The organism is Paenibacillus sp. 01T424 (genome assembly GCF_056398745.1).
In genome coordinates, this window is sequence record NZ_JBFTPZ010000036.1 from 30,362 (window position 1) to 55,050 (window position 24,689).

Annotated in this window: 20 protein-coding genes; 5 read left to right on the forward strand and 15 right to left on the reverse strand. The window is 45.5% G+C overall.

Features of this window, described 5'->3' with window-relative positions; translation table 11 throughout:
• Positions 1-9 precede the first annotated feature (9 nt).
• From AC1DPK_RS24210 to AC1DPK_RS24270, 13 genes are all read right to left on the reverse strand, one after another.
• Positions 10-2,490, reverse strand: a complete 2,481-nt coding sequence (locus AC1DPK_RS24210; protein WP_477511878.1) for a transglycosylase domain-containing protein — start codon at positions 2,488-2,490, stop codon at positions 10-12.
• Positions 2,491-2,642: 152 nt separating this feature from the next.
• Positions 2,643-2,888 (reverse strand): RNA chaperone Hfq, encoded by a 246-nt coding sequence (gene hfq, locus AC1DPK_RS24215; RefSeq protein WP_076265797.1) that lies wholly within the window; start codon positions 2,886-2,888, stop codon positions 2,643-2,645.
• A gap of 17 nt (positions 2,889-2,905) precedes the next feature.
• Entirely contained in the window at positions 2,906-3,919 is a 1,014-nt protein-coding gene (gene miaA, locus AC1DPK_RS24220; RefSeq protein WP_477511879.1) for a tRNA (adenosine(37)-N6)-dimethylallyltransferase MiaA, read from the reverse strand.
• Positions 3,916-4,692 carry a class I SAM-dependent methyltransferase gene (locus tag AC1DPK_RS24225; RefSeq protein ID WP_441882510.1) on the reverse strand — a complete coding sequence of 259 codons (777 nt, stop codon included), beginning with the start codon at positions 4,690-4,692 and terminating at the stop codon, positions 3,916-3,918. Before AC1DPK_RS24225 ends, miaA begins: the two co-directional genes overlap by 4 nt.
• Positions 4,689-6,770 carry a DNA mismatch repair endonuclease MutL gene (gene mutL, locus AC1DPK_RS24230; protein ID WP_477511880.1) on the reverse strand — a complete coding sequence of 694 codons (2,082 nt, stop codon included), beginning with the start codon at positions 6,768-6,770 and terminating at the stop codon, positions 4,689-4,691. Before mutL ends, AC1DPK_RS24225 begins: the two co-directional genes overlap by 4 nt.
• 27 nt (positions 6,771-6,797) lie before the next feature.
• The gene (gene mutS, locus AC1DPK_RS24235; protein WP_477511881.1) at positions 6,798-9,497 is read right to left on the reverse strand and encodes a DNA mismatch repair protein MutS; all 2,700 of its coding nucleotides are present in this window, start codon (positions 9,495-9,497) and stop codon (positions 6,798-6,800) included.
• A 1,011-nt stretch (positions 9,498-10,508) separates the two neighbouring features.
• Complete coding sequence (locus AC1DPK_RS24240; protein WP_477511882.1) at positions 10,509-11,948, reverse strand: putative amidoligase domain-containing protein; 1,440 nt, start codon at positions 11,946-11,948, stop codon at positions 10,509-10,511.
• A gap of 118 nt (positions 11,949-12,066) precedes the next feature.
• On the reverse strand, positions 12,067-12,630 hold the full coding sequence (locus AC1DPK_RS24245) for an outer spore coat protein CotE (RefSeq protein WP_076265792.1): 564 nt from the start codon (positions 12,628-12,630) through the stop codon (positions 12,067-12,069).
• Positions 12,631-13,231: 601 nt separating this feature from the next.
• Entirely contained in the window at positions 13,232-14,200 is a 969-nt protein-coding gene (locus AC1DPK_RS24250) for an aromatic acid exporter family protein (RefSeq protein ID WP_076265791.1), read from the reverse strand.
• Between the two features lie 38 nt (positions 14,201-14,238).
• The gene (locus AC1DPK_RS24255) at positions 14,239-15,036 is read right to left on the reverse strand and encodes an ABC transporter permease (RefSeq protein ID WP_076266111.1); all 798 of its coding nucleotides are present in this window, start codon (positions 15,034-15,036) and stop codon (positions 14,239-14,241) included.
• Between the two features lie 82 nt (positions 15,037-15,118).
• Positions 15,119-15,916, reverse strand: a complete 798-nt coding sequence (locus AC1DPK_RS24260; RefSeq protein ID WP_076265790.1) for an ABC transporter ATP-binding protein — start codon at positions 15,914-15,916, stop codon at positions 15,119-15,121.
• A gap of 27 nt (positions 15,917-15,943) precedes the next feature.
• Entirely contained in the window at positions 15,944-16,954 is a 1,011-nt protein-coding gene (locus tag AC1DPK_RS24265; protein WP_477511883.1) for an ABC transporter substrate-binding protein, read from the reverse strand.
• A 157-nt stretch (positions 16,955-17,111) separates the two neighbouring features.
• Complete coding sequence (locus tag AC1DPK_RS24270; protein WP_477511906.1) at positions 17,112-18,626, reverse strand: carboxypeptidase M32; 1,515 nt, start codon at positions 18,624-18,626, stop codon at positions 17,112-17,114.
• 139 nt (positions 18,627-18,765) lie between these two features.
• Between AC1DPK_RS24270 and AC1DPK_RS24275 the strand changes: the two genes are divergently transcribed.
• Both AC1DPK_RS24275 and AC1DPK_RS24280 read left to right on the forward strand, forming a co-directional pair.
• On the forward strand, positions 18,766-19,095 hold the full coding sequence (locus AC1DPK_RS24275; protein ID WP_076265787.1) for an iron-sulfur cluster biosynthesis family protein: 330 nt from the start codon (positions 18,766-18,768) through the stop codon (positions 19,093-19,095).
• Positions 19,092-19,658 carry a beta-class carbonic anhydrase gene (locus tag AC1DPK_RS24280; RefSeq protein WP_441882522.1) on the forward strand — a complete coding sequence of 189 codons (567 nt, stop codon included), beginning with the start codon at positions 19,092-19,094 and terminating at the stop codon, positions 19,656-19,658. Before AC1DPK_RS24275 ends, AC1DPK_RS24280 begins: the two co-directional genes overlap by 4 nt.
• A 24-nt stretch (positions 19,659-19,682) precedes the next feature.
• Here AC1DPK_RS24280 and AC1DPK_RS24285 read toward each other — a convergent pair whose 3' ends face one another.
• Positions 19,683-20,225, reverse strand: coding sequence for a DUF309 domain-containing protein (locus AC1DPK_RS24285; RefSeq protein ID WP_477511884.1), 543 nt, complete (start codon positions 20,223-20,225; stop codon positions 19,683-19,685).
• Positions 20,226-20,417: 192 nt separating this feature from the next.
• On the opposite strand from AC1DPK_RS24285, the gene AC1DPK_RS24290 reads away from it, so the two are divergent.
• The 3 genes from AC1DPK_RS24290 (at position 20,418) to AC1DPK_RS24300 (ending at position 23,216) form a co-directional block, all read left to right on the forward strand.
• A complete protein-coding gene (locus AC1DPK_RS24290) occupies positions 20,418-20,834 on the forward strand; it encodes a hypothetical protein (protein WP_076265784.1) in 417 nt (138 codons plus the stop codon).
• Positions 20,835-20,836: 2 nt separating this feature from the next.
• On the forward strand, positions 20,837-21,115 hold the full coding sequence (locus AC1DPK_RS24295; RefSeq protein WP_076265783.1) for a YxcD family protein: 279 nt from the start codon (positions 20,837-20,839) through the stop codon (positions 21,113-21,115).
• 193 nt (positions 21,116-21,308) lie between these two features.
• On the forward strand, positions 21,309-23,216 hold the full coding sequence (locus AC1DPK_RS24300; protein ID WP_477511885.1) for a glycosyl hydrolase family 18 protein: 1,908 nt from the start codon (positions 21,309-21,311) through the stop codon (positions 23,214-23,216).
• A 53-nt stretch (positions 23,217-23,269) separates the two neighbouring features.
• Here AC1DPK_RS24300 and AC1DPK_RS24305 read toward each other — a convergent pair whose 3' ends face one another.
• Positions 23,270-24,547: an ATP-binding protein gene (locus AC1DPK_RS24305; protein WP_477511886.1), complete on the reverse strand. Its 1,278-nt coding sequence runs from the start codon at positions 24,545-24,547 to the stop codon at positions 23,270-23,272.
• Positions 24,548-24,689: the final 142 nt, after the last annotated feature.

Sequence of the window (24,689 nt, forward strand, 5' to 3'; positions counted from 1 at the left end):
ACCCGTTTCTTACGTATTGCCGCCGGTTTCAGTATTTCCTAGAGCATTGTTGCTGTTGTTCGTATTTGTGCCAGTGTTTGGAGTTGGCGTTGGTGTTGGTTCACCCGTTCCGTTTCCTGATCCTGGCGGTTCAGTTGTTCCTGGATCTGTACCATCAGTTGGAGGCAGCGTCGGTTCTCCATCACCGCCTTCTACTGGAGGTGTAGGCTCTCCTCCGTCCGGCTCATCTGGATTCGGCTCCATTGGCACATCCGGATTCACTTCTGTTTCCGGAATGCTGATTTTAACTTTTTGAGATGGGGCACTTTCCAAATCCTGCTCAGCATCATAAGCCACAACATAATATTCATAGGTCATTCCCGGGAATGCACTCATATCATCTACCCCTGTGGAAGTGAGCGAGTCTACAAAGCGGATGAAGTCACTTTCTGAAGCTTCCTTGCGGTAAACCTGATAAGTGACCTTTCCATCCTGATACGGATCCCACGACAATTGAACCTTCATTTCTTCTGGAATAAATACTGCTTTAAAATTTGTTATCGTTGCCGGCGGTTTATTTTCTTTAATGCCTTGCGGTTTCTTAAAGCTTGACTTCGCTACATCCTTCATTGCAGGTTTCATAACCTTGGAGAACATGGAAGCCGCTTGACTGCTGCCCGTCTTAAGGATATGTTCCACATTTGTCTTATCGTATCCCATCCATACGGCTGCTGTCCACTCCGGCGTGTAGCCAACAAACCAAGCATCCCGGATACCCGAGCCTTTGTAGCCTGGAATACCATGCTGAGTAGTACCCGTTTTCCCTGCCAATGGACGATCAATTGCTGCTCTTGTACCTGTACCGCCCTTTTGTACGACCGTCTGCATCATCTCGGTCAAATAATAGGCAGTGCTTTCAGACATGAGCTGCTTGGAAGGTGGAGCTTTATATTCATACTTATAATTATTTTTGCCTTCAATCTTCGAAATCGCATGAGGATCAACGGACTTTCCTCCGTTTGCAAATACGCTATAAGCTGTTGCCATCTGCATAGGCGTTGCACCTTTGGACAAGCCCCCCAGTGCAGCTGTTAAATTACGATCATCTTTCTCAAGCTCGATGCCAAGCTTGCTTGAAAAAGCAAACCCTTGCTTCAAGCCTACTTGATTCAGCATCCAAACGGAGGCAAGATTTCGAGAATCCTTAATCGCCTGCTGCATCGTAACTGCAGTTGCTCCCCATCTATCCGTTGGGCAATAGCTGCCGTAACATTTCTTGTCATTTGCAAGTACAGTCCATGGATAATACTTGCCCGTTTCAAGGGCAGGACCGTAAGAGATAATCGGTTTGAAAGCTGAACCTGGCTGGCGAGGAACCTCTACCCGGTTAAGTCCCTTTTTCACGTAATCTCTGCCGCCTGTTAAGGCTTGAATCGTGCCATCGCGGTGATCAATAATGATCATTGCGCCTTGCACTTGTTGGTCATCCTTGCTCTTCTCAAAGTTGTCATCATCGTTAAACTGTGTATCCATCGTATCCTGTGCTTGCGGGTTTAGCGACGTATAAATCCGGAAACCGCCGATCCGAAGCTCTTCCTCGGATTTCCCAGTCTTCTCCATCGCTTCTTCAACCACATAATCAATAAATGCTGGATACTTTTCGGTATTTCTTTCTTCATGATTTTTAGGAATTTCATACACGACCGCTTTTGCCTCTGCCATCTCTGCTGCCGTAATCAAGCCTTGATCGTACATAAGCTTAAGCACGACTGCTCTCCTGTTCATCGAATCCTCAGGATGATTTATTGGATTGTAGCGGTTCGGCGCTTTCGGCATAGCGGCAATAGTAGCAATCTGCCAAAGCTCCAGCTTATCAAGATCAGTGTCGAAATAATACTTGGCTGCTTCCTTAACGCCATGTACTCTCTTGCCAAAAAATATTCGATTCAAATACATCGTTAATATTTGTTCCTTGGACATTTTGTGCTCAAGCGCTACCGCAATAGAGGCTTCCGTTGCTTTACGGAAAAACGTCTTATCCGCAGTTAGAAATACGTTTTTGGCAAGCTGTTGGGTAATTGTACTTGCTCCCTCAACCGCGCTGCGTGCGATAACGTCCTTCACAACAGCACGTCCGATAGCAAAAAAATCGATTCCTGAATGCTCATAGAAACGTTGGTCCTCTGTTGCTACAATAGCATCAAGCAGTTGCTTTGGAATTTCCGAAAATTCAGCAATCTCACGATTTTCATTTGGATCGGACAATCGTGAAATTTCATTGCCATTCACATCATAAATGATGGATGCTTCACCCATAGTCAGTTTGTTCGCATTTTCAGTCAGAACTCGTTCACCGTTCAGCACGATAAGCAAGTATCCGATCAAGCCGCATACGATGGCGATTACAGCGGTGAAAAATAATCCATAAAACCATTTCTTTCCTGATATCTTCTTTTTCTTCTTTTGTTTAGAAGTTTTAGGTGCAGTTGTTTTGCTTGGTCGTTCAGCCATAGCCGACTCCCCTCCTGTTGTTCAATTGTCTGTCTAATCTAGTTTTACCACAAAATGAAAAGAGCAACCCAGCTTGGAGCGGGGTTGCTCTTGCCTGCCGCTATCTAGTTAAACGAGACACGTTATAAGAAAGTTTCACTAACTGATTAAGCCTATGAATCGGAACTGTTATGATCCTGCTGCATAAGAGAAACATTCCGCTGCGGGGTAAACGTCGAAATAGCATGTTTGTATACCATTTGTTGACGACCTTCGCTGTCGATGATAATCGTAAAATTATCGAACGCTTTAATAACGCCCCGAATTTGGAAGCCATTCATTAAAAAAACCGTAACCGGTATGTTGTCTTTGCGAAGCTGATTCAGGAACGTATCTTGAATATTGATCGATTTGTTCATTGGACGTTACCCCCGTCTTAAAAAGATTGATTAGAAGTATATTCAAGATTAACTTGAAACTTTCCTGCTATTATATCATGAACAGATTGCAAATTGTTGTGAAAATTTTCCCCCATATCAATCCAATGAATGTCTTTCATATGACGGAACCAGGAAAGCTGGCGTTTTGCAAACCTTCTCGTATCTCTTTTCAGTAGCTCTACCGCTGCTTCCAATGAGCATTCTCCCTGTAAATATTGTGCAATCTCTTTGTAGCCAAGACCCTGCATAGCAACCGCTGCAGGCGGCAAATCTCTCTCAAGTAGTCGCCTCACCTCATCTACTAAACCTAGCTTCATCATCTCATCTATCCGCAGCTCTATTCTACGATACAACTCCGCACGGTCCATAGTCAAACCGATGAGGCAAAGCTCGTATGGAGACACCTTAGTTTGGCCGGCTTGCTGATCGGAAAAGGTTTGTCCAGTCATGTGATAAACTTCCAGCGCACGGATGACGCGGCGCATGTCATTTGGGTGCAATCTCTGCCCTGCTGGAGGGTCGATAGCAGCTAAGCGCGCATGCAACGCTTCTGCGCCAAATTCAGCCGCATAACGCTCTTGCTCTTGCCGGAATGCAGCATCTGAACCAATTTCTGCAAACTGAAACTGATAACAAACGGACTCCACATATAAGCCAGTACCTCCAACGATAAACGGCAGCTTTCCTCGCTCCGATATTTCCGCGATCGCTTTCGTTGCTCCAGCTTGAAAATCAGCAGCGGAATACGCTTCATCCGGCTCACAAATGTCGATAAGGTGATGAGGAATGCCTTCACGCTCTTCAAGTCCGATTTTGGCAGTACCAATATCCATGCCGCGATAAACCTGCATGGAATCGCCCGAGATGATCTCCGCATTCCAGGCTTTTGCAATATCTAAGCTCATTCGTGTCTTGCCTACAGCTGTAGGACCAATGAGGACTAGCAATGGCTGCTTTCGAATCGGAAGCCCTTCTTGATCTAACTGCGTATTGTTTATTTCTTCACTCAAAGCTTTATCACTCCATATGCAATTTTCGAAGTATTCACATGCTTGCGTTCAAATCCGAGTCTTGCAAATTCACCGCTAGCTTGATGCTCCTTTAGAACTACGCTTTTCCTTGCAACACGTTTTGCTTGCTCAATCACTTCATCCGACAATGCGTCCATATTTGCAATGCCGCGAAGCGGCTCCATCGAGCTGGATTCGTTAATCGGTTTCCGGAACATAGGGTCAAAATAAACGATATCTACACTATTGTCAGGCAATGCTTTTAAGTATTCCAAATGATTCATGCACTTCATGTCAATACGTCTCATTGCCTCATTCACATCAGGAAGGCTTGTTTCATAACCTGCTAGACCCTCTCGAACGATAGCGCATAAGATAGGCTCGCTCTCAATCGCGGTAACAGCTCCTTTAGGTCCAGAGGCATAAGAAAACACTAGAGAATCCGAAGCAAGACCTGCTGTGCAATCAATGATTTGATCCCCTTCCAAACATCCCGAAAGCTGGATAAGAGGATCTGTTTCACCGCGCCGCAGCCGTTTTACCCGCACATATGCCATGCTGGGGTGAAAATAAAGCGGCGTCTCTGATTGTCCGTCATAATAACGAACCTCTTCCTCGGTTACGACGATTAGCTGACTGTCATTGCTTAACGATAATAGTTTGTTAACCGTTAAGTTTCCGCGTGCTTTGAGCGAAGCGGCTAGCTCTTCAGAAAGCCGGCTTGCTTGCTCCAAAGCCCGTTCTGAAGGCTTCGCCGTCGTTGTAACAATCAAGACATCACCCGCTTGAACATTTTTTCAAGCTGATAGGTCGATAGATGCACAATGATTGGGCGGCCATGCGGACAAGTATAGGGCTGTTTGCAGTTTGCAAGTCTTGTCAAGAGTGTCTCGCCCTCCTCACGGTTCATACGATCATTTGCTTTAATGGAGGCTTTGCATGCGCACATAATGGCCGCCTTTTCCCTAAGCTTGCCGATATCAATCGTTTTTCGCTCGGAGATGAGCAGCTCTGCCATTTCCTCAAGCAAGGATTGCTCCTCGCCTTGAGGCATCCATTCCGGGTAGGAACGAACGAGAAACGTTTGAGGACCGAAGGACTCCAGCTCCACGCCTGCTTGCGCGAACATAGGAATAAGGTCCTTTAATTGCATCGCTTCTCCTGCTGTAAATTCAAGCGTCAACGGAACAAGCAATTGTTGGCTAGCTGCCTCAGGATTTCCGAATTTTTGAAAGAAATATTCATAATTGATCCGTTCATGCGCAGCATGCTGATCGATTAAATAAAGACCATCCTCCGATTGCGCTACGATGTAGGTGCCATGGTGCTGTCCAATCCAGTGAAGCTCAGGAAAGGATGGTTGATCCTCTACTGTTTCTTCTTCTGATGGCAGCTCGGCGATCATGGCTTGAACTACTGGCGCCTGCACCTCATCAAAAAGGTTCTCTTGCGGCACATCCGCCTGGTAAGCTCGAGCCTCAGCGAATTCAAGGGTCACAGCGGCTTCTTGAGCAGCGTTCTGTAACGAATCAGTGTCTAAGGCTGTTTCAAGTGATTTTAGATTAGAATCCGAATCTTTAGACGCTTGCTCCATATGCGTGGGAGCTTCACGGACAGTAAAGTTGTCAATAGGAAACGTTGGAGGAGGAGCATAAAGCTTCTCTGCCGCATTCCTAGGAACATATTCCCGATCAATAACCGGCGGCTTATAAGGCGTCGATGAAGTCTTATTTGTCGCTGTTGGTTGGTAAGGCTTAAACGATTCCGCCATGGGCTCAGGGCGATGGAAAGAAATCGCATCTTGAACGAACAATGGCTTTGAACGCTCCAGCTTATTGCTTGTTTCAGGGCCCGGTATATGCCGCTGGCGACCTAACACCGCTTTAATCGCATCCTCTATCATCGTACGAAGCTCCGGTTCTTTACTGAACCTGACCTCCATTTTGGATGGATGAACGTTTACGTCGAGCAAGCTTGGATGCATTCCTATTTCTAATATCGCAAGCGGAAAACGATTGATCGGCAGCAGCGTATGATAAGCCTGCAGCAAAGACTGATTAATCGTATGACTGCGAATGTAACGTCCATTAACGATTGCAGTAATCCCATTTCGATTCGCACGTGTGAGCTCCGGCTTCGAGATATAGCCGCTCAGCTCGTAATCTGAAGTTTCTGCTTCGATCTTGAGCATCACCTTCGCCGTATTTGAGCCATAAACGGCTGCAATGACCTGAAGTCGATCGCCAGTTCCGAGCGTACGAAGCAGTACATTCCCGTTATGTTTGAACATAAATGCAATGCCCGGATGAGCAAGCGCAATTCGGTTAATATAGTCAGAAATATGTCCAAGCTCCGTCTGAATTGCCTTCATATATTTAAGGCGCGCAGGTGTATTGTAAAATAAATCCCGCACGGTCATTTCCGTGCCCTGCGGCGCATTTGCTGGTTCATCAATGGTAACCTTGCCGCCCTCTATCACAATCCGGCGAGCAAGTCCTGTCGACGTTTCCGAAGAGGTGCACTGCAGCCTCGAAACAGCTGCAATACTCGGCAGCGCTTCTCCGCGAAAGCCTAGGCTCGCAATACGGAACAAGTCGCTTGCTGTAGAGATTTTGCTCGTCGCATGCCGCTGAAATGCGGTTACGATATCGGCTGCCTCTATGCCGTAGCCGTTGTCGATGACCTTTATAAGCGATAAGCCGCCCTCTTCAATCATAATATCGACCGTTGTACTGCCAGCGTCTACCGCATTCTCAACAAGCTCTTTGACGACTGAAGCAGGCCGCTCTACCACTTCTCCTGCGGCTATTTGGTTGGCTAGCTGCTCGTCCAATATATTAATTTTTGCCATGACGTTGCTGTTCCCCCTTTCACGAAACTAGTCATTTAATTTCGATTTCATATCGTTAAGCCACTGCATAGCTTGCATTGGCGTCAAATTAAACAAATCGAGCTTGCGCAATTGATCCGCCAGCTGCTCCGCTTTCGGATTCGCTTTCTTCCGCACGGGCTCTGCTTCCACAGCAGCTGCTGGCTCATCAAAAATCGATAGCTGTACCATTGCACTAGTTTCCTTAACTCGCTCATTATGAGTGCTAGTATTGGAAAACACTGAAGAGTCCTCCGGTACTGGGTAAGTGAAACGATTGCTAGAAACAGCACTTTCAATGCCAGCTGTTGCTTTTGGAGCTTCGTGCGCTATTGTCTCATCTAGCAGCTCATACGCTCGTCCAATGATCGATTGCGGCAATCCAGCAAGCTGTGCACAGTAAATTCCGTAACTAGTGCTTGCGGCACCTGGAATCAGCTTTCGCAGAAACGTTACATTATCGCCGCTTTCCTCAACCGCCATACGTGCGTTTGTCAAAGATGGCAAAGATTCCTCGAGATGCGCCAGCTCATGGAAATGCGTGGATACCAGTGCTTTGCATCCAATATGATGGTGGACGTACTCAATAACCGCTTGTGCGATTGCCATTCCTTCACCCGTTGAGGTGCCTCTGCCCAGCTCATCAATGATAACAAGGCTGTTCGCCGTTGCTTTATCCGTCATTAGCTGGATATCCTTCATCTCAACCATGAAGGTGCTTTGTCCGCCGATAAGATCGTCAGCCGCACCGATTCGTGTAAAAATGCGATCAATTAACGGAATAACCGCTGACTTAGCAGGAACAAAACAGCCCATCTGAGCCATGATGCAAATGAGTGCGACTTGGCGCATGTATGTGCTTTTACCAGCCATATTAGGCCCTGTGATCAGGAGCATCCACTGCTCGTCCTTATGGAGCGCAGTACCATTAGAAATAAATGGCGTACCATCCATCATCGCCTCTACGACTGGATGTTTTCCATCCTCTATGTGCAGATCATAATTTTCAGTCACGCGCGGACGTGAAAATCGACGTTCAGCGCTGACCGTTGCCAGCGATTGGTAAACATCAAGCTCAGCGATAATGGCAGCGGCCTTCTGCAGCCGATGAAGATGTTGAGATAAATGATCACGAAGCTCGACGAAACGCTCATGCTCCAAATCGACCATTTTATCCTCTGCTTCGAGAATCAGCCGCTCTTTCTCTTTGAGCTCAGGAGTTACAAATCGCTCGGCATTTGCCAATGTTTGCTTGCGCTCATATCTGCCTTCAGGCAAGCTTGATAAATTTGCTTTAGAAACTTCTAAGTAATAGCCAAAAATGCGGTTATAGCCGATTTTTAAATTTTTAATGCCTGTTGCCTCGCGCTCTTGACGTTCGAGCTCAGCCAGCCATTTTTTGCCGTTCGTGCTTGCCTCGCGCAGCTGATCCAAATAGTCATCATAGCCAGCTCGGATTAGTCCGCCCTCTCTAATGGTAACTGGAGGATCGTCGACTAACACGGTTTCAATCAGATCAGCTAAATCGGAGCAATTGTCCGTCCCATCCACAAGTGCTTTGAGGACCTCTGAGCCAGACTGTTCACACAAAGCAGTCAATTGCGGAATGCGGCGAAGCGAACTGCGAAGTGCATTTAAGTCGCGCCCGTTTGCGCTGCCAAAAGCTACTCTGCCGACAAGCCGTTCAAGATCGTAAATAGGCTGAAGCTCTGAGCGTATGTCATCTCTCAAAATTAAATTAAGATATAAGGTCTCCACTGCATCCAATCGAGCTTCAACGGCAGCGCTATTTAATAACGGTTTGTCGATCCAGCGGCGCAGAAGCCGCGCTCCCATTGACGTTTGTGTACGATCAAGCAGCCATAAAAGCGAGCCCTTCTTGTTGCGATCGCGAACCGTCTCGGTTAGCTCCAAATTTCTACGTGTATAGTGATCCAAAATCATATATTGATTTGGTTCATAGCTCGTTATCGAACGTACATGTCCAAGTGAGCGTTTTTGTGTTTCGTCCAAATAACCCGTAAGTACACTTACCGCCAGCAGCCGTGCTCCAGATATTTTGGCAAGCTCCTTCTCTCCGAACTGCTCAGTAAGCTTCTCCGCATTCATTGGCTCGCGGGCCGTTAGCAGCAGCTGCTTATTCCACACGGCTGCAGACTGAACACGATCAAGCAATTCCTTGTCCCCGACCAGCTCCGATGGCTGATAAACATTTATTTCATCAATCAGCGCTTCGACATGTTCTTGGAATGAGGTTACATAAAGCTCACCTGTCGATAAATCACAAGCCGAAAGCCCGAACAAGCCTTGGGAGCGAACGATCGCAGCAATAAAGTTGTTCGTATTTCCGTCAAGCGCCTTCGATTCCATAACGGTACCGGGTGTAATAATTCGAACAATTTCGCGGCGGACAACACCTTTTGCCGCTGCCGGATCTTCGACCTGCTCGCAAATAGCTACCTTGTAGCCTTTGTCCACTAGTCTGCTAATATAATTTTCAGCGGAATGATAGGGTACACCGCACATCGGTATTTTTTGCTCGCCGCCGCCCTCTCGGCCTGTCAGCGTAATTTCCAGCTCGCGCGAAGCGGCTATTGCATCATCAAAAAACATTTCATAAAAATCGCCTAATCGAAAAAATAAAAAAGCATCTTTTGCCTCTTCTTTTATAGCTAGGTATTGCAAAATCATTGGAGTATATCCAGCCATTCCGATCCTCCTCAAAAACGTAGGCAGCATGCTGCTCCGTATATGTTCAAATAATTAATATCGTTAATTACATGCGTGCGATAATATAATCCTTTTGCGCCCATGCAGTAAACAGTAGATATTCATTATAACAAGCGGAACAGATGTGCGCCATAAGTGAAACGGGTTGTGGGTGGTTTTGTTTGTTTTGTGGGAGGGGGTTTGGAGGGGGGGGGACGGGGTTTGTGGGGTTTGTGGGGTTTGTGGGGTTAACTGCTGGGAGCTAGTTAAATGAGAGGCTTCATGGGAGCTGTGTTTGCTGATGGTTACCAGTAGCATTGCTTATGTTAGCTGGCTTCGGAGCGAAATGCTAAAAATTTGTGACTGTGTGGAGATGAGGTAACTTGTGAAATGGGAGAAAGGAGTAGGTTTAACGGATACTAGATACGCTATTATGCTCATTTTGATTTTATACACAACACTAACGGACATAGAAGCTCTTATTTAGCTCTGGGAGCTAGTTTACAGCTCCATTTTGTGCAAATAGCGGAATGTGTCTGTTAGATTCAAATAAGTGCACAATTCTTGGAAATAACAGATCCTATGTCCGTTAGGATGTGTGTGGTGACTTTTGCGATGAACTAACGGACATCAGATACGCTATTATGCTCATTTTGGCTGTTTACACATTACGAACGGACATAGAATCCCTTATTTGGCTCCTCGAGCTAGTTTATAGCTCCCTTTTGCTCAAATAGCGGAATGTATGTCCGTAAGATTCAAATTTGCGCCCGATTCTCCAAAATAGCGGATCGTATGTCCGTTAGGTAAAAATCAATGTTATCGAAAGCCGACACATCCGCTCCATACTCTGTTCAATATGGAGCTCAACTCCCCTTTTGCACCTCTTATTGCTGCAACAGTAAATAAAACATAATAAAAGACAAGTGCAGCGTGTGCCGACGAGTTAATTAACACACTCAGAAGCAATAACTCAAGCAATAGCGACTTACAGATGCCATTTCGCAACGCCTATCTTCTTAATGGCAGTCTCCATTTGACACGTATATCTGTGCTTTCATCCCATGTCTTGCCTTTTCTTGCGGCATCAAACAATGGCTCGATGTATGGGGCGAGCTCAGAGTAGCTTGCTGTGGCCGAGATTGTTGAAACGAGGCCATCCAAGCAGTTCGCTAGTTCTGCGCGGTCGCCGGAATAATATGCTGCTACATAACGCTCCTGCAGGGACGGCATGTAGGATAGATTTTGTTCTTCGCGGGCGCATATAAGCGCGAGCGCGAAGGAGGCTTTGGCTGCCGCAGGCGATACAAGCCAGCTCGGCAGCGTGCGGTATTCGAACCCGCCATGCGGCTGCAGACGGAAGTCTCCAAGGGTTCCATACCTTGGACGGCGGGCGCGCCCTGCGGGGTCCTCGACAAGCGCGAGCGGGAATGCCGCGTAGCTGTCCAGCAAGCGGAGCAAGCGACTCGTCAGCGGCGCTCCGCTAAGATGAATGTGCCCGCCGAGCGCAAGCCCCGGCACGGGCATAGCTCCAGCGGCCCAGCGCAGCGCCGGGTCGCTGATGCGATCGGCGGCGCGCAGCAGCAGCCGCCGCACATTCGCGGCAAGCGCGGCCGGGCTATCGGCCGGCTCGGGCCGCAGCTCGGCGACGGGATACAACAGCCGTCGCCCTACGAGCAAGGCGTCGGCACCGGCTGCCCCGCCGACGCCAGCTCCAAAAAACCGTGACGCCGACGCGATCTTCCCTGCTGGCGTCACAAGCACAAACTCCGGATCGGCGCCAATAAGCAGCTGCCGATCCACAGTCTCCGCTCTCGCCGCGGCATGCCACGCGGCGAATCGCCTAAACGAAGCGGCCTCAAGCCTCTTGTCCCTCAGCTTCGGCCAAGCATCACGGACGGCTGTGCGCCCGTCCCCGCCAAGCCACACCTCGGCCTCGCCAATATCGAGGCCAAGTGCATAAAGTGCCGCTACAGCGGTACGCGCCACTCTTCGCAGCGCTGGATCATCAGGCCAACCGCCGCTGATTGACAGCAAAGACTTATACGGCATCACTTTCCCCGATGCATCAATTCGCAGCATTTCGACGGGCTCTAAATGGACGACGCTGATACGGTACAATCGTTCGCTCTGAATCGCAGGACCGCCGCACAAGCCAGCTCGGCGCCAAATGCGCTGTTTCTCCGAATCAAGCAGATTTGTGGCAATGTGACCGTTGACATTAAGAATCCACATCCCTGTGAAACGGCTGCTATCGATTGTGCGGGCGTCTGACCATGCGAGCACAGCATCCCCTGCTCTCACTGCTGACCAGTGCTCGGCATGCAGCGGCTGCCCATTGCGCTCGCCTGAGGTATGCTGCTCGTTGGCATCGTATGTAATTTTCTCCAGCCGATCGTAGCTGCCCCGCCATATCCACGTCGAAGCCATTGCTTTCCCGCCTTTAAACAAGGGATGTATACATCAATTTTCGCTTTTTTTATAATTTCAAAAAAAAAGAGGGCTTTCGCCCTCGAATTTGCCGCTCGCGCAGCATATGATACCTTGACAGCAAAGCTTCCCGGCTTGCTTACAACTCATCGTCCAGCAGATCAGGATCCAAATCCTCATAATCATTATCGCCGAGGCTGAATTCCAAATCCTTGCCGTCCAGGTCGTCGCAACCGCCTGGAAGAACCGCTACACAAACCTTAGTCTCGGCAACTAGCTCTACCGAAAACTCACGCTCTACACGAATCACGACGCCTGAACCGTTCGAAGAAATATTCGCTTCGATACAGTTTGGCTCCTGAACTACCTCGGCTGACACTTCCACTGTAGAAGGCCGATGTTTCGGGTCTACATAGGATAGATTGACATGCTCGACGTAATGCACGGATTCCTTAGCTACGTCTGTTTGCGAGTTTTTGCTGTACGAATACCAAATGTTGATATCGTAAGTACCAATTACCTCAATGCCGTCGCCCGAACGAACCGCTTCATACTGATGGTTGATGATCCATGCTCCCAGAATACTGGTTGGATTATGAGGCGGCGTTACGGTATGGGTTACAGTGGAAAACTTACGACCTTTGCCGCAGACAGCTTTCGTAATTATTTCTCTGTATTGTAGCTGTTTATCTGCAATAGTCATTGATTTAACCTCCTCCATACAATCATTCATTTAAAGTGTATGCAGGACATTCGTCTAGGGTGACTGTTTATTTTCTCGAAATATAAGATTATATAAGTTTTATACTTATAGCGATCCATATAGATCACTGCGGAACGGATGCTAGAGCCGCCTGACGTCGGAAATAGCCGTTACGCTTGAAATATAAGAATACATAAGTGCCACACTTATAACGATGCTTATATTTCTCAGCTAAACGTATGCTGTGCCGAAATGGCTTGCAGAACTGCTTGCGATTGATATGCATGCGATTATAGCTTTTATCTCTACAATCACGCTCGCATATATGCGCAAAACGATAGTTAGGTTTGCCAATGTCGCCACAGCCGTTTACGCTAGAAATTCAAGCGGCTATAGTTTAAAACCTATAAGCCACTCGTATTTCAACGTGATACGATAGCTATGTCTACGAATGCCGCCACAGCCGCATACGCCAGAAATTCATGCAATTACTTATTACGCCATAATCACATTTGAATTTCTAGGCGGTACAATAGCTATGTCTACGAATGTCGCCACAGCTATTTACGCTTGCCTCGCAACGAATTTTTCCCTTTACATTCTATGGTCGAAGTTCGGACGTCATGACTTTTCTTTTTTTTAATCGCTTCGCGATACCTAAATACCGTTCAAGTTCCCTTAAAAGCATGAGCAGCGAAGCGCGAACCTCGAACTCATCTCTTGTTTTTGGCAGCTCCATCGCTTGAAATAATCGAGACAGCTCTAGCAGCCGCTCTCCAACGCTGCCTTTATAAACATCTGATTTCACATCGCTAGACAGCTGATCAAACAAATCTGCGATCATAATCGCTTGAGGAAACTTTTCATATACGAAAGCAAGCTTAACCATCATTTGCTGGATGGATTCGAGCTGCTGACGTCTCATTTCAAAATAAGTGGACCAATATTGCTCTTGGCCCCAAAGCCGATTTTCGCGATTGCGAACGGAGCGCTGGGCTCCTTCCTCAATCGCGTTATAGGCTTCCAAAATTTCGCCGCCATTCCATATATGCGATGGATCTCGCAGCGTCAGCGACATTTCTTGAAAGATGACGGCAAAGTTTTGCTCAATTGAAGAACGAAAGAAGCTAAGTTGATGCTCATCCTTAGGCATATAAATGATGTTCACGATGGTTGCCCATCCCAAACCTGCAAATAAGAGCATAATTTCGTTTCCAATAATGTCGGTTGTCACCTCAGCCCGATTGAAAAGGTGGAATACGATAACCGAACTTGTAACGATGCCATCCTTCAATTGGAAGCGCGACAATATTGGAAAAGTAATGAGAATGAATATAGCAACTGCCCAAATGTGAAAACCAAATACAGTAAAGATAAGCGAAGCAAAAAAAAGTCCGAGCACAGAAGCGATAAATCGCACAAATGCGCTCTTAATCCCCTTCATCCTCGTCACTTCAACACCAAGTATGGCAAGAATCCCGGCGCCAAGCGGCGGCTCCAATCCGAGATAGACTGCGGTATAAATGGCTGCAATGGCGGCTAACGCCGTTTTGATAATACGAATGCCCATGAATTAACCTCACGTTAAGTAGGATTTATTTCTACATCCTACCGCTCGCGCCAACCCTCAGTCAACTTTCTCTCCAGCATTGCAACTAATTGATACATAACCGTAGCGACTACAGCAATCACAATCAAGCTTGATAGCACTAGTGTGAAATTGAAGACTTGGAAGCCATATATAATTAAATAACCTAAACCTAGCTTTGCGACGAGAAACTCACCCACGATGACGCCGATCCACGCTAGCCCGACATTAACTTTCAACGTTGAAATAATGACAGGAAAAGAACCCGGCAAAATGACTAGCTTAAATAATTGCAGTCTAGAAGCACCAAACAGCCTTACGACCTTAATATAACCGGTGTCAATCTCACGAAATCGATTATAAATGTTCAAAATCGTTATAATGACAGTGATCGATAGCGTAATGGCAACGATCGACATAAAGCCTGGTCCAAGTCCGACGATAAAAATAGGACCAAGCGCCACTTTGGGCATACTATTGAGGACGACCAAATAAGGATCGAATACACGAGATAGAAATGGGAACCACCATAACAAAGCGGCAATCGCAGTGCCTAAAATCGTACCAAGCAAGAAACCTACGACGGTTTCTGTCACGGTCATGCCAACATGGGGCCATATTGAGCCGTCCACCATCGTCTTCCATAGCTGTAGAAACATCTTGGAGGGATAGCTGAACAGCAAGGGATCAATCCAATTTTTGCGCCCAGCTGCTTCCCATAGACCGATAAACAGGAGCAGCAGCACAAACTGTGTTGTGATGACCGCAGCTGTAATACGCCGTTTGTGTTCCTTGAACCGAGTGTGCAGCTCGCCCATCCAAGTCAGGCGATCCTCTTGAATACCCGATACAGCAGCTTTACCTGTTTTGTCGTTATTCAATATATCCCGCCCGTTTCGTTCATCCACCATTTCCACCCCCTTCCATGTCGTCCTCATCAAGCTCCTCCCATAAGCGATCAAACAATTGTTGAAAGTCTGGGAGCTTGCGAGCCGCCATCGGGGTTGCTTGACGAATCTCTTCCGGTATTTCCACTTCACATCGAATATGTCCTGGGTTTCTGCCTAGCACGATAACACGGTCACTCATTGCAGCTGCTTCTGCCAGATCATGTGTGACGAGAACGGCTGTTTTGCCAAGTCTCTTTAATGTCTGATGAACCAAGTCCTCGAGTTGGAGTTTGATATGCAAATCAAGTGCTGAGAAAGGCTCATCGAGCAGAAGCACTTCCGGCTCTGTAGCTAAAGTTCTTGCAAGTGCGACTCGCTGCCTCATTCCGCCKGATAGCTCATGAGGATATTTACGCCCGGATTCCGGTAGTCCAAGTTCAACTAACAGCTCATCTACCGCTTGAAGCGCCTTTTCTGATTTGCGTCCGCTTATTTCAAGTCCAATTGCGGCATTTTCTTTGATAGAACGCCATGGAAATAAATAATCTTGCTGCAGCATGTAGCCTACCTTGGGCGAAGGTCCCACAACCCGCTCACCATTTAGCAGTACTTGCCCCTTAGTCGGTGGAAACAAGCCGGCTAACAGACTAAGCACCGTCGTCTTGCCGCAGCCGCTAGGACCAACCAAGCTGATAAACTCCCCGCGGTTAACCGTCAGCTCAATTTGTTCGACCGCGAGGGAGGCTCCTTTTTCATTCACATATACATGTGATAATTGCTGCAGCTCAAGCACGGGTACATCCATCATGCCTAAGCCTCCATTTCATGCCGGCAGTTATTTTACTGCTTCAATTGCTTTTTCGGCAAAGCTAGTATCTACAATTTCACTATGCTCGGTACGCTTCTGAAGTTCTCCTGCGCTCGTAATAACGTCAAGAAGGTTGTTCCATTCCCCTTCATCAATGATTGGATCTGTCGCGAACGAGCCTTGTTTTTTGTAACGGTCAATGGAGCTGATAAGAATATCGCGATCCACATTTTCAAAATATGGCAGCACAACATCGGCAATTGCTTCTGCATTGTTGTCCTTAACCCAGAGCTGCGCTTTATGAACAGCGTTCGTGAACGATTGAACAGCTTTTTTGTTTTTGTTGATGTAGCTTTTCTTAGCCATAAACACCGTGTAAGGAAGGTGTCCGCTTTCCTCACCAAATGATGCTACCACATGACCCTTGCCTTCCTTCTCAAAAATCGAAGCTGTCGGTTCAAATAGTTGGACATAATCGCCAGTACCCGATGCGAAGGCTGCAGGTATGTTTGCAAAATCAACGTTTTGAATCAGCTCCAAATCCGCTTTCGGATCGATGCCAAGCTTCTTTAACGCAAACTCGCCGGCCATCTGCGGCATTCCACCTTTTCTTTGGCCAAGGAATACTTTTCCTTTTAAATTGTTCCAATCGAAGTTTGCATTAGCCTCTCTAGCTACAAGGAAAGTACCATCGGTTTGAGTCAATTGGGCAAAGTTAATGATCGGATCATCCGTCCCCTGCTGATACACATAAATGGAAGTTTCCGATCCCACCAATGCAACGTCGATCGCATTCGAGAGCAATGCCGTCATTGTTTTGTCACCGCCCGGTGTAGTCGTTAATTCCACATCGAGCCCTTCCTCTTTAAAGAAGCCTTTCGCGACAGCTACGTATTCTGGTGCATAAAATAATGAGCGCGTTACTTCGCCGATACGAATCTTCACATTGCCTGAATCGCCTTTCCCGCATCCAGCCAGTACACTTGTCATGACTAGCACTGCGGCGAGCAGCATCGTCAATACCATTCGTTTTTTCATTTTTGAGTCCCTTCTGCAACTATGCGTTTAATAAATGTACTTCAGCCTATGCGCTTTAGCGAAGGGCGGTGAATACATGCACAAAAAGAAGGCTGCCCATTATCGTCATTGGACGATTGGACAGCCTTCTCATCTTGTTAGTAAATTTAGCTGCTTACTACAGCTTGTAGATGTCTGTATATTTTTTCGTTAAATAAGCAACCAAATGCTGTGGATCAAGCGGTTTGCCAGTAACGCTTTGGATAAGCTCAGAAGGCGTTCTCAGCTTGCCGTATTTGTAAATGCGCTCGCTAAGCCATTGCTTAATCGGCAGTAAATTCCCTTTTTCTACACTGCCCCAGAAACCTTGCAGATCACGCTCCATCGTATCTGCGATTTGCGCCGCATACATATTGCCAAGTGAATAGGAAGGGAAATAACCAAAAGCTCCACCAGACCAGTGAACATCTTGGAGAACGCCTTCTGCATCATTTTGCGGAGTCACGCCTAAATACTCTTTGTATTTTTCATTCCAGATAGCTGGAAGATCTGCAGCTTTCGCGCCGCCATTAAATATAAGCTTCTCGATCTCATAGCGGATAATGATATGCAGATTATAAGTCAGTTCATCTGCTTCTATTCTAACTAGCGATGGCTGCACAACATTATTCCCGCGATAAAATTGATCAACGCTCACATCAAGCTGACCAGGAAAACGTTGTTGTAGCTCGCCGAAATAACGATTCCAGAAAGGTCTACTCCGTCCAATGACATTTTCCCAGAAGCGGGATTGCGATTCGTGAATCCCCATGGAAGTTCCGGTGCAAAGCGTTGTGCCGATAAGCTCTTCCATAATATTTTGCTCATAAAGCGCATGACCGCCTTCATGAATTGTTCCGAACAATGCGCTTGTTACATCGTCCTCCAAATATCTTGTCGTAATTCGAACATCGCCGGGATTAAGTCCTGTAGCGAATGGATGAGCGCTCTCATCGAGCCTGCCTGCTTCAAAGTTGTAACCCATTTGCTCCAATATGTATAGACTAAACGCTTTTTGAGACGATTTATCATAGTTTTGCTTCAGAAATGAAGTATCTGGCTGATGCGGCGAGTTTGCGATCGCTGATGCTAGCGGTACGAGCTGCTCGCGTAAACCGCCAAACACTCGGTCAAGTTCAGCAACGGTCATGCCCGGTTCATATTGATCAAGAAGCGTATCATAACGAGTCTCTTTCGGTCCCCAAAGGTCAATAAATTGATTTGTATAGGAAATGACCTTCTCCAAATAGGGCTGGAAGCTTGTATAATCATTATTTTCCTTCGCTTCTTCCCATTTGCTTTCGGATTGCGAGGATAACACCACATATTCTTGATAGAGCTTCGGTGGTATTTTGATGCTGCGATCGTACTCCTTGCGAGTTTCCGCAACTAAACGCTGATCGATTTCACTGAGCTCTGAGTATACAGAACGATCCTCCAGTGTGGACAGATTTTCTCCTAGTTCAGGTGATGTTGCCAGCTTAAAATGGTCACCGGATAACACGCCAATGACCTCTGAGCGATTATCCATTCCTTTGCGCGGAGCGCCTGTGCGCAAATCCCAATATAGAACTCCGAGTGCTTCCTCATAGCTCGAAATTTTGCGAATGGTTTCTCTGAAATTTTGCAGAGCTTCCGTATGTTTTGTAGACATCATTGTTCCACCTTCCTGCTTCGTTTTTACATTGATTATGATTCATGGGATCTTTACTTGATCTTACTTATTCCAATCCTTATAATCATCTTAAACCTGCAAGACATCCAGTGCAAGAGATAGAAAGAGAGGAAACCATATGCATATCATTTTTTCCAAAGCAGCTACTGATCGGTTAACTCCTTATTTAAAAGAGGGGAAAAACCAATTAAAACTGCTTCATGATACAGAAGGATGCGGTTGTGTCGTTAGCGGCGTTCCTGCCCTTCAGTTGATTAGTGAGCCCACGGTGGACGACAAACTCGCACAAGGCGATCCTTTGCCCTTCTATTATGAACCTCGCCATGAAATATATTATGAACCCCAGCTGCGTGTTGATTACAATGAGGAACGAAGCAGCTTTAGTCTCAAGAGCGACAGCCAAATCTATACGGTAAACCTTCGTTTTCTAAGCGGAGGAGCAGCATGAACAAGATTGATGAAATTTTAAATTACAATAAAGAATTTGTTGAGAACCGGAAATACGAGAAATATTCCACGAGCAAATATCCAAACAAAAGAATGGTCATCGTTACTTGTATGGATACAAGGCTGACAGAAATGCTGCCCAAAGCTATGAATCTCAAAAATGGCGATGCCAAAATCATTAAAAACGCTGGTGCTATCGTAACCCAGCCTTTTGGCAATATTATGCGTAGTGTCCTTGTCGCCTTATATGAGCTGCAAGCTGACGAAGTATTTGTCGTTGGCCATAGCAATTGCGGGATGACTGGTCTCAACCCTGAACTCATCATTCAGCATATGGAAGAGCGAGGCGTCTCCAATGAGACGATTACAACCTTGAAGCATTCAGGTCTTAATCTGATGCGCTGGCTGACTGGCTTCGACAACGTCAGAGACAGTGTTCTAAACAGTGTAAGCATCATCCGCAATCACCCCCTGCTGCCTGCTAATATTTTAGTACATGGATTGATTATTGATTCCGAAACTGGTGAACTAGAGCTTGTAGACGCTGCAACGCCTCAATTGTAAACAAATAAAACGGGAACACAGCGGTTATTCAATCATACCGCTACGTTCCCGTTTTTTTGCTTCATAAGCTGCAAGTCTTGCTGCTATCACATCGGATCTGTCTCTCTTTGAATGCCTGTGTATGATTGCATCATCATCTAATGGGCTCGTAGCTCCCCAAATCAATCCTCTTTGATCACACATCTGCTTGCACAATAAAACGACGTCTTCGTTTACAATTTGCAAATTAATATCTGTATAGGGAGTTTCGTCCTCTGCCTGCAAATAAGCCAATCTCGCACTTAATTGCATCTGCAAGCTGTTCTTACCTAAACCAAGCTCATCAAGCGGGGCTGCAGACAGTCTGCGATCTGCTTGCGTTAGCATTTTGACTGCGCCGCGAACATTGCCTCTGCGCTCGTGATAGAGGCCAACAGCCAGCTGAATAAGTCCAACCCAAGTATCCGCAAATCGATCACCGGGATTCTCTTTCCAGTACTCCTCCAGAAGCTCGTGACATTCGAAATAATCTCTGGATGCATGGAACTCCACTAAATAAGCAATATACGCTTTCGGAAAAGAAATCATAAAAACCTCCATATTACTTGTTCCAATCGAATTCATCGTTTCATTAATAATAAAAATATTAGCATATGTCGCTTATACTTTCATACATTTAAACCAATCCTATAGAAATAAATGAAACCATCATGTCTAATAGCCGTATATTATCTATGTTTGTAAAGAATGTATTAAAGATATCAGGAGGAGAAAACACAGATGAAAAAGGGATTCATGGTCATGCTGGCACTCACACTATTCATCACACTAGGTTTCGGACAGTATGCCGATGCAAAACCACGAGGCGGAATGAAATCTCCGAAACAAAGCGTTACGCAAAACCCTAAGAAATCGGATAACGTTAATCAATCGAATCCAGGCAAGAAAGCTGGAGCAACTACTGGCGCTACAAAACCTGGATTTTTTAGCGGCGGCGGGTTGATGAAAGGCCTAATGATTGGCGGATTAGCAGGCTTGATGTTCGGCGGTTTGTTCGCGGGCATGGGCGCATTCGGTAATATTCTTGGTCTAATGATTAATTTAATGGCTATCTTCGCCATCATCATGCTAATACGTGTAGCATTCGTATATCTGCGCAGCAAGCGTAACCCGCCAGATCAACGGAGACCCTACTAATCGTGCGCATCTATACAGATGAGATTATAAACGCTATCTGCCTTCATATGTCTGAACGACGGGGAGTTAACCCTACCGATGTGGAAGTGCAGCTCTCATGGGAAGAAGAGTATGGGTATACGGCCGAGGTTTGGGTAAAGGGCCGCAGCCAGTACATCATTGAAGCGAATATCCTCGAGGCTATCGAGCAATATATGTTCACACAATATAATCGGCGCGTTTTCCGCTCCAACATTACGCTCGATGCGGATGAAGAATTTTGGGCAGACATTTCCGATTAACTTAAAAAAAGCATCCAATAGCTCGCATTATCTTACGGATATGCAGCTAGCGGATGCTTTTTTTTGTGCCAAAAAATGCTCTACCAATAATTACTAGAGAAATATTAATAGATTTCCAGCAACATCCTCGTCCTCCCTGCGTCTAATCATTAGACTAGAGAGGAGTGTATATGACAAATCTATGAGAAAAAAAATGAGTACAGCACTGCTTTTACTTTTCTTTTGCCAAACAATCATGACAGCAACGGCAGGCATTGCAGATGCTGCAGCAAATCAAATGACAAAATTCCGTGTTTATCAAAATGACCAAATGCTCCGTGAGTTCACTACGGAGGGTCAAGCGATTTCCTATGCCGGGAAATTCGGTTACAGTCATGTCGAGAAAATTGCTGACCGTGCTTGGGTATGGGATAACTTCCCTCGTTACAAGGTTTATCAGAACGGTCAAACTCTCCCGAAATGGGAGTTTAGCACTTACAATCAAGCATTATCTGTTGCTAAAAACCTAACTAACGTACATATCCGTGATCTTGAAAACATTGGCTGGAGTTATCAATCCTACACCAAGTTCAAGCTTTATCAAGGCGATAACACTCGTGACAATTGGTCCTTCCTTACACTTGCTGCCGCTAAGCAGGAAGCCAAAAAATGGGGAAATGCCCATGTAATCGATTTAACAACGAACAAATGGGTTTGGGGAAACCAAACAGCTGCACAAACTAAAGCGCAGCGCGCTGCTGCACCTGTCTATCAAATTACTGTGGATGGGGCACCTGTAGAAGAGTTACCGCTTTACTCCTACCTTCTCGATGCTATGAATGCCTCATATTCCATATCTGGCAGTCAGGTATTAAATACAGCAACGAGTAAGAACGTTCATTCGAATGTACCCGCTTATTTAGTAAAACAAAATGGTGCCGTGGTCGGCTCTTCTATTAGCTTAGATGGGGCTGTACAGCTTGCGAAAAAAACACCAAATGCAGAGGTTACCTTTAATGAGAAAGTATATTGGTCCGGTATTCCTTATTTAGCCGTTTATCAAGGCGACAAGAAATTAAAAGCCTTTAATACAAAGACCGGTGCAATTGCGTATGCGAAGGCTTTTGCGAACAGCACTGTTCAAACGAGCGAAGGTCGTAAAATTTTCAGCAATACCAAAAGCCTAGTTTATATGGGATGGAATGGCAGCGCTACAAGCGCAACGATTATCAGCCATGTCGCTAATACGCAAGGATTGTCGATTGACTCCCCTACTTGGTTTGAGCTCTCCGCTGCGGATGGCTCAATGATCGACACTTCAGATCAAGTAGTCGTAGACACTTTCAAAGAACAAGGAATTAAGGTAATGCCGCTCGTTCACAATCAATTTAACAAAAAAATGACGACGGAATTTTTAAAGAACAATACCGCCCAGCAAGCATTCATTAAGACGCTTGTAGCGAAGCTTACTCAGCTCGGTGTTGCAGGCATCAATCTTGATTTCGAAGAGGTCGCTGGAACGGATCGGGCTGCCTATACCGCCTTTGTTACAGCACTTGCTAAAGCCGTGCATGACAAAGGTATGCAAATATCTATCGATTTGCCACGCGGCAGCTTAAGCTGGAATGATAGAACCGCTTACGACCATACCGCTCTATCGGCAGTCGTCGATACGATTATCATTATGGCTTATGATGAGCATTGGAAAGGAAGCGAGGTACCTGGTTCTGTTGCTGGCCTCAACTGGGTAGAAGAAGGCGTTAAGCAATTTTTGAGCTATGGCATTCCGCGTAACAAGCTTATGCTAGGCATTCCTTTTTACGTACGTGAATGGAAGCTCGACAGCACGAATAAGCTAGTCAGCAACCGTGCCATCTTTATGAAGGAAATACCTAAGCTTATTGCAGATACGAACGCTCAAGGTGAGATGGACCCGGAATCTGGACAGATGAAATATAAGTATACCAAAGACGGCTTCACCTATTTATTCTGGGCTGAAACCGAAAACACGGTCAAAGCTCGCATCGATATAGCCAAAACATACGATTTGGCTGGCGTTGCAGCTTGGCGCCTCGGGTATGAAAGCTCTGATTTGTGGACGATGCTGCTTCGCAATAAATAACATGAATAGCCCCATTCTCCTATGGAGAATGGGGCTATTCTTCATTTATAGACTTATTTCAATTGCTCTACGGCAGGGAATTTCAGCAATACCTTCGTCCCCATTCCGAGCTCGCTTTGAAAAGCAATTTTACCCTTTAATGCTTCGACAATCCGAAAGGTTACCAAAATGCCTAAGCCTGTCCCCGTTTCCTTTGTCGTAAAAAAAACGGTACCTAATTGCTCCAATTCCTCTCTGGATATGCCCTTTCCAGTATCAATAATTTCTATACAAATTTCTTCTTTGTAATAATAGGCATTGACAGTCACTTCACCTTTATCTGGGATCGCTTCTACCCCATTTTTAATTAGATTTAATATCACTTGAGTCAGTTTCGGTTTGTCTGCCCTTATATAAAGATCCGTTTGATTACAGTTTAAGTGGATTTGCACATTTTGAATTAACCCATAAGAATTCATAATTTCCAATGTATGTACCAGAAATTCGGAAATCTCGATTACTTCCAACTGATCTGCTTGCGGTTTAGCAAGATTCAAATAATCAGAAATAATATACTCTGCTCTATCCAATTCAGATAAAGCAATATTCAAGTAATCCTTTTTTTTGTCATCTACAGATTCTTTCAACAGCTRTAAAAATCCTTTCACTACCGTCAGAGGATTTCGCACCTCGTGAGCTACGGAAGCTGCAATTTGACTTACGATCTTCAACTTTTCACTACGCTCCAGCTCATTTTTCAAATATGCCGTTTCGATAAAATGCTCTTTCAGTAATATAGAGACACCCATTCCAATAAATGATGCTGCAGCTAAAATCGAAATGATAAAAATACAGTCTGAATGAATCTCGTTTGTGTAGGAGTTAATCTCGAGATAGACAAAAAAAGATAAAATGAACACAATAACGGAATAAATCGATAAGGTCATACAAATCAGCATACGTCTGGTAGCTTGTTTTTTACGCAACGACTTTAAAAAAAAGAAACACGGCCCTACACTTAGCAACAATGTTGCTGTAGAAAGGAAGACATCATCTCCTCCCATACACAAGCAGTATAAGATGGCAGCAGCAAGGGCAATAATGCCAGGTACAACGTACTCATAACCATAAATGATCAGAACAATTAAAGGAATGCTTCTTAAATCGCCATGAAAGTTGCCCATCACATAAATAGGATAAGCCATACAAAGGATAGAGGATGCTCCAAACACAAATCCATTTAGAACTTGATAAGAAATTCTATTAATTAATTTATTTCGAGAATAAAAAAATTGTTGGATAAAGATCGGAAAACATATGATAATTAGATGAATTAATAATTGATTTATCATATCTAGATATCAATTCCCTCTCCTTTTTGCTATTTTTCCTTCATTTTTTCGAACGATCTTGTCCCCTGTATAATATCATAAAAAATAGAAAATAATCATGAAATTTTTGGAAGATATCAGTAAAAATGAAAAACCCATGTCA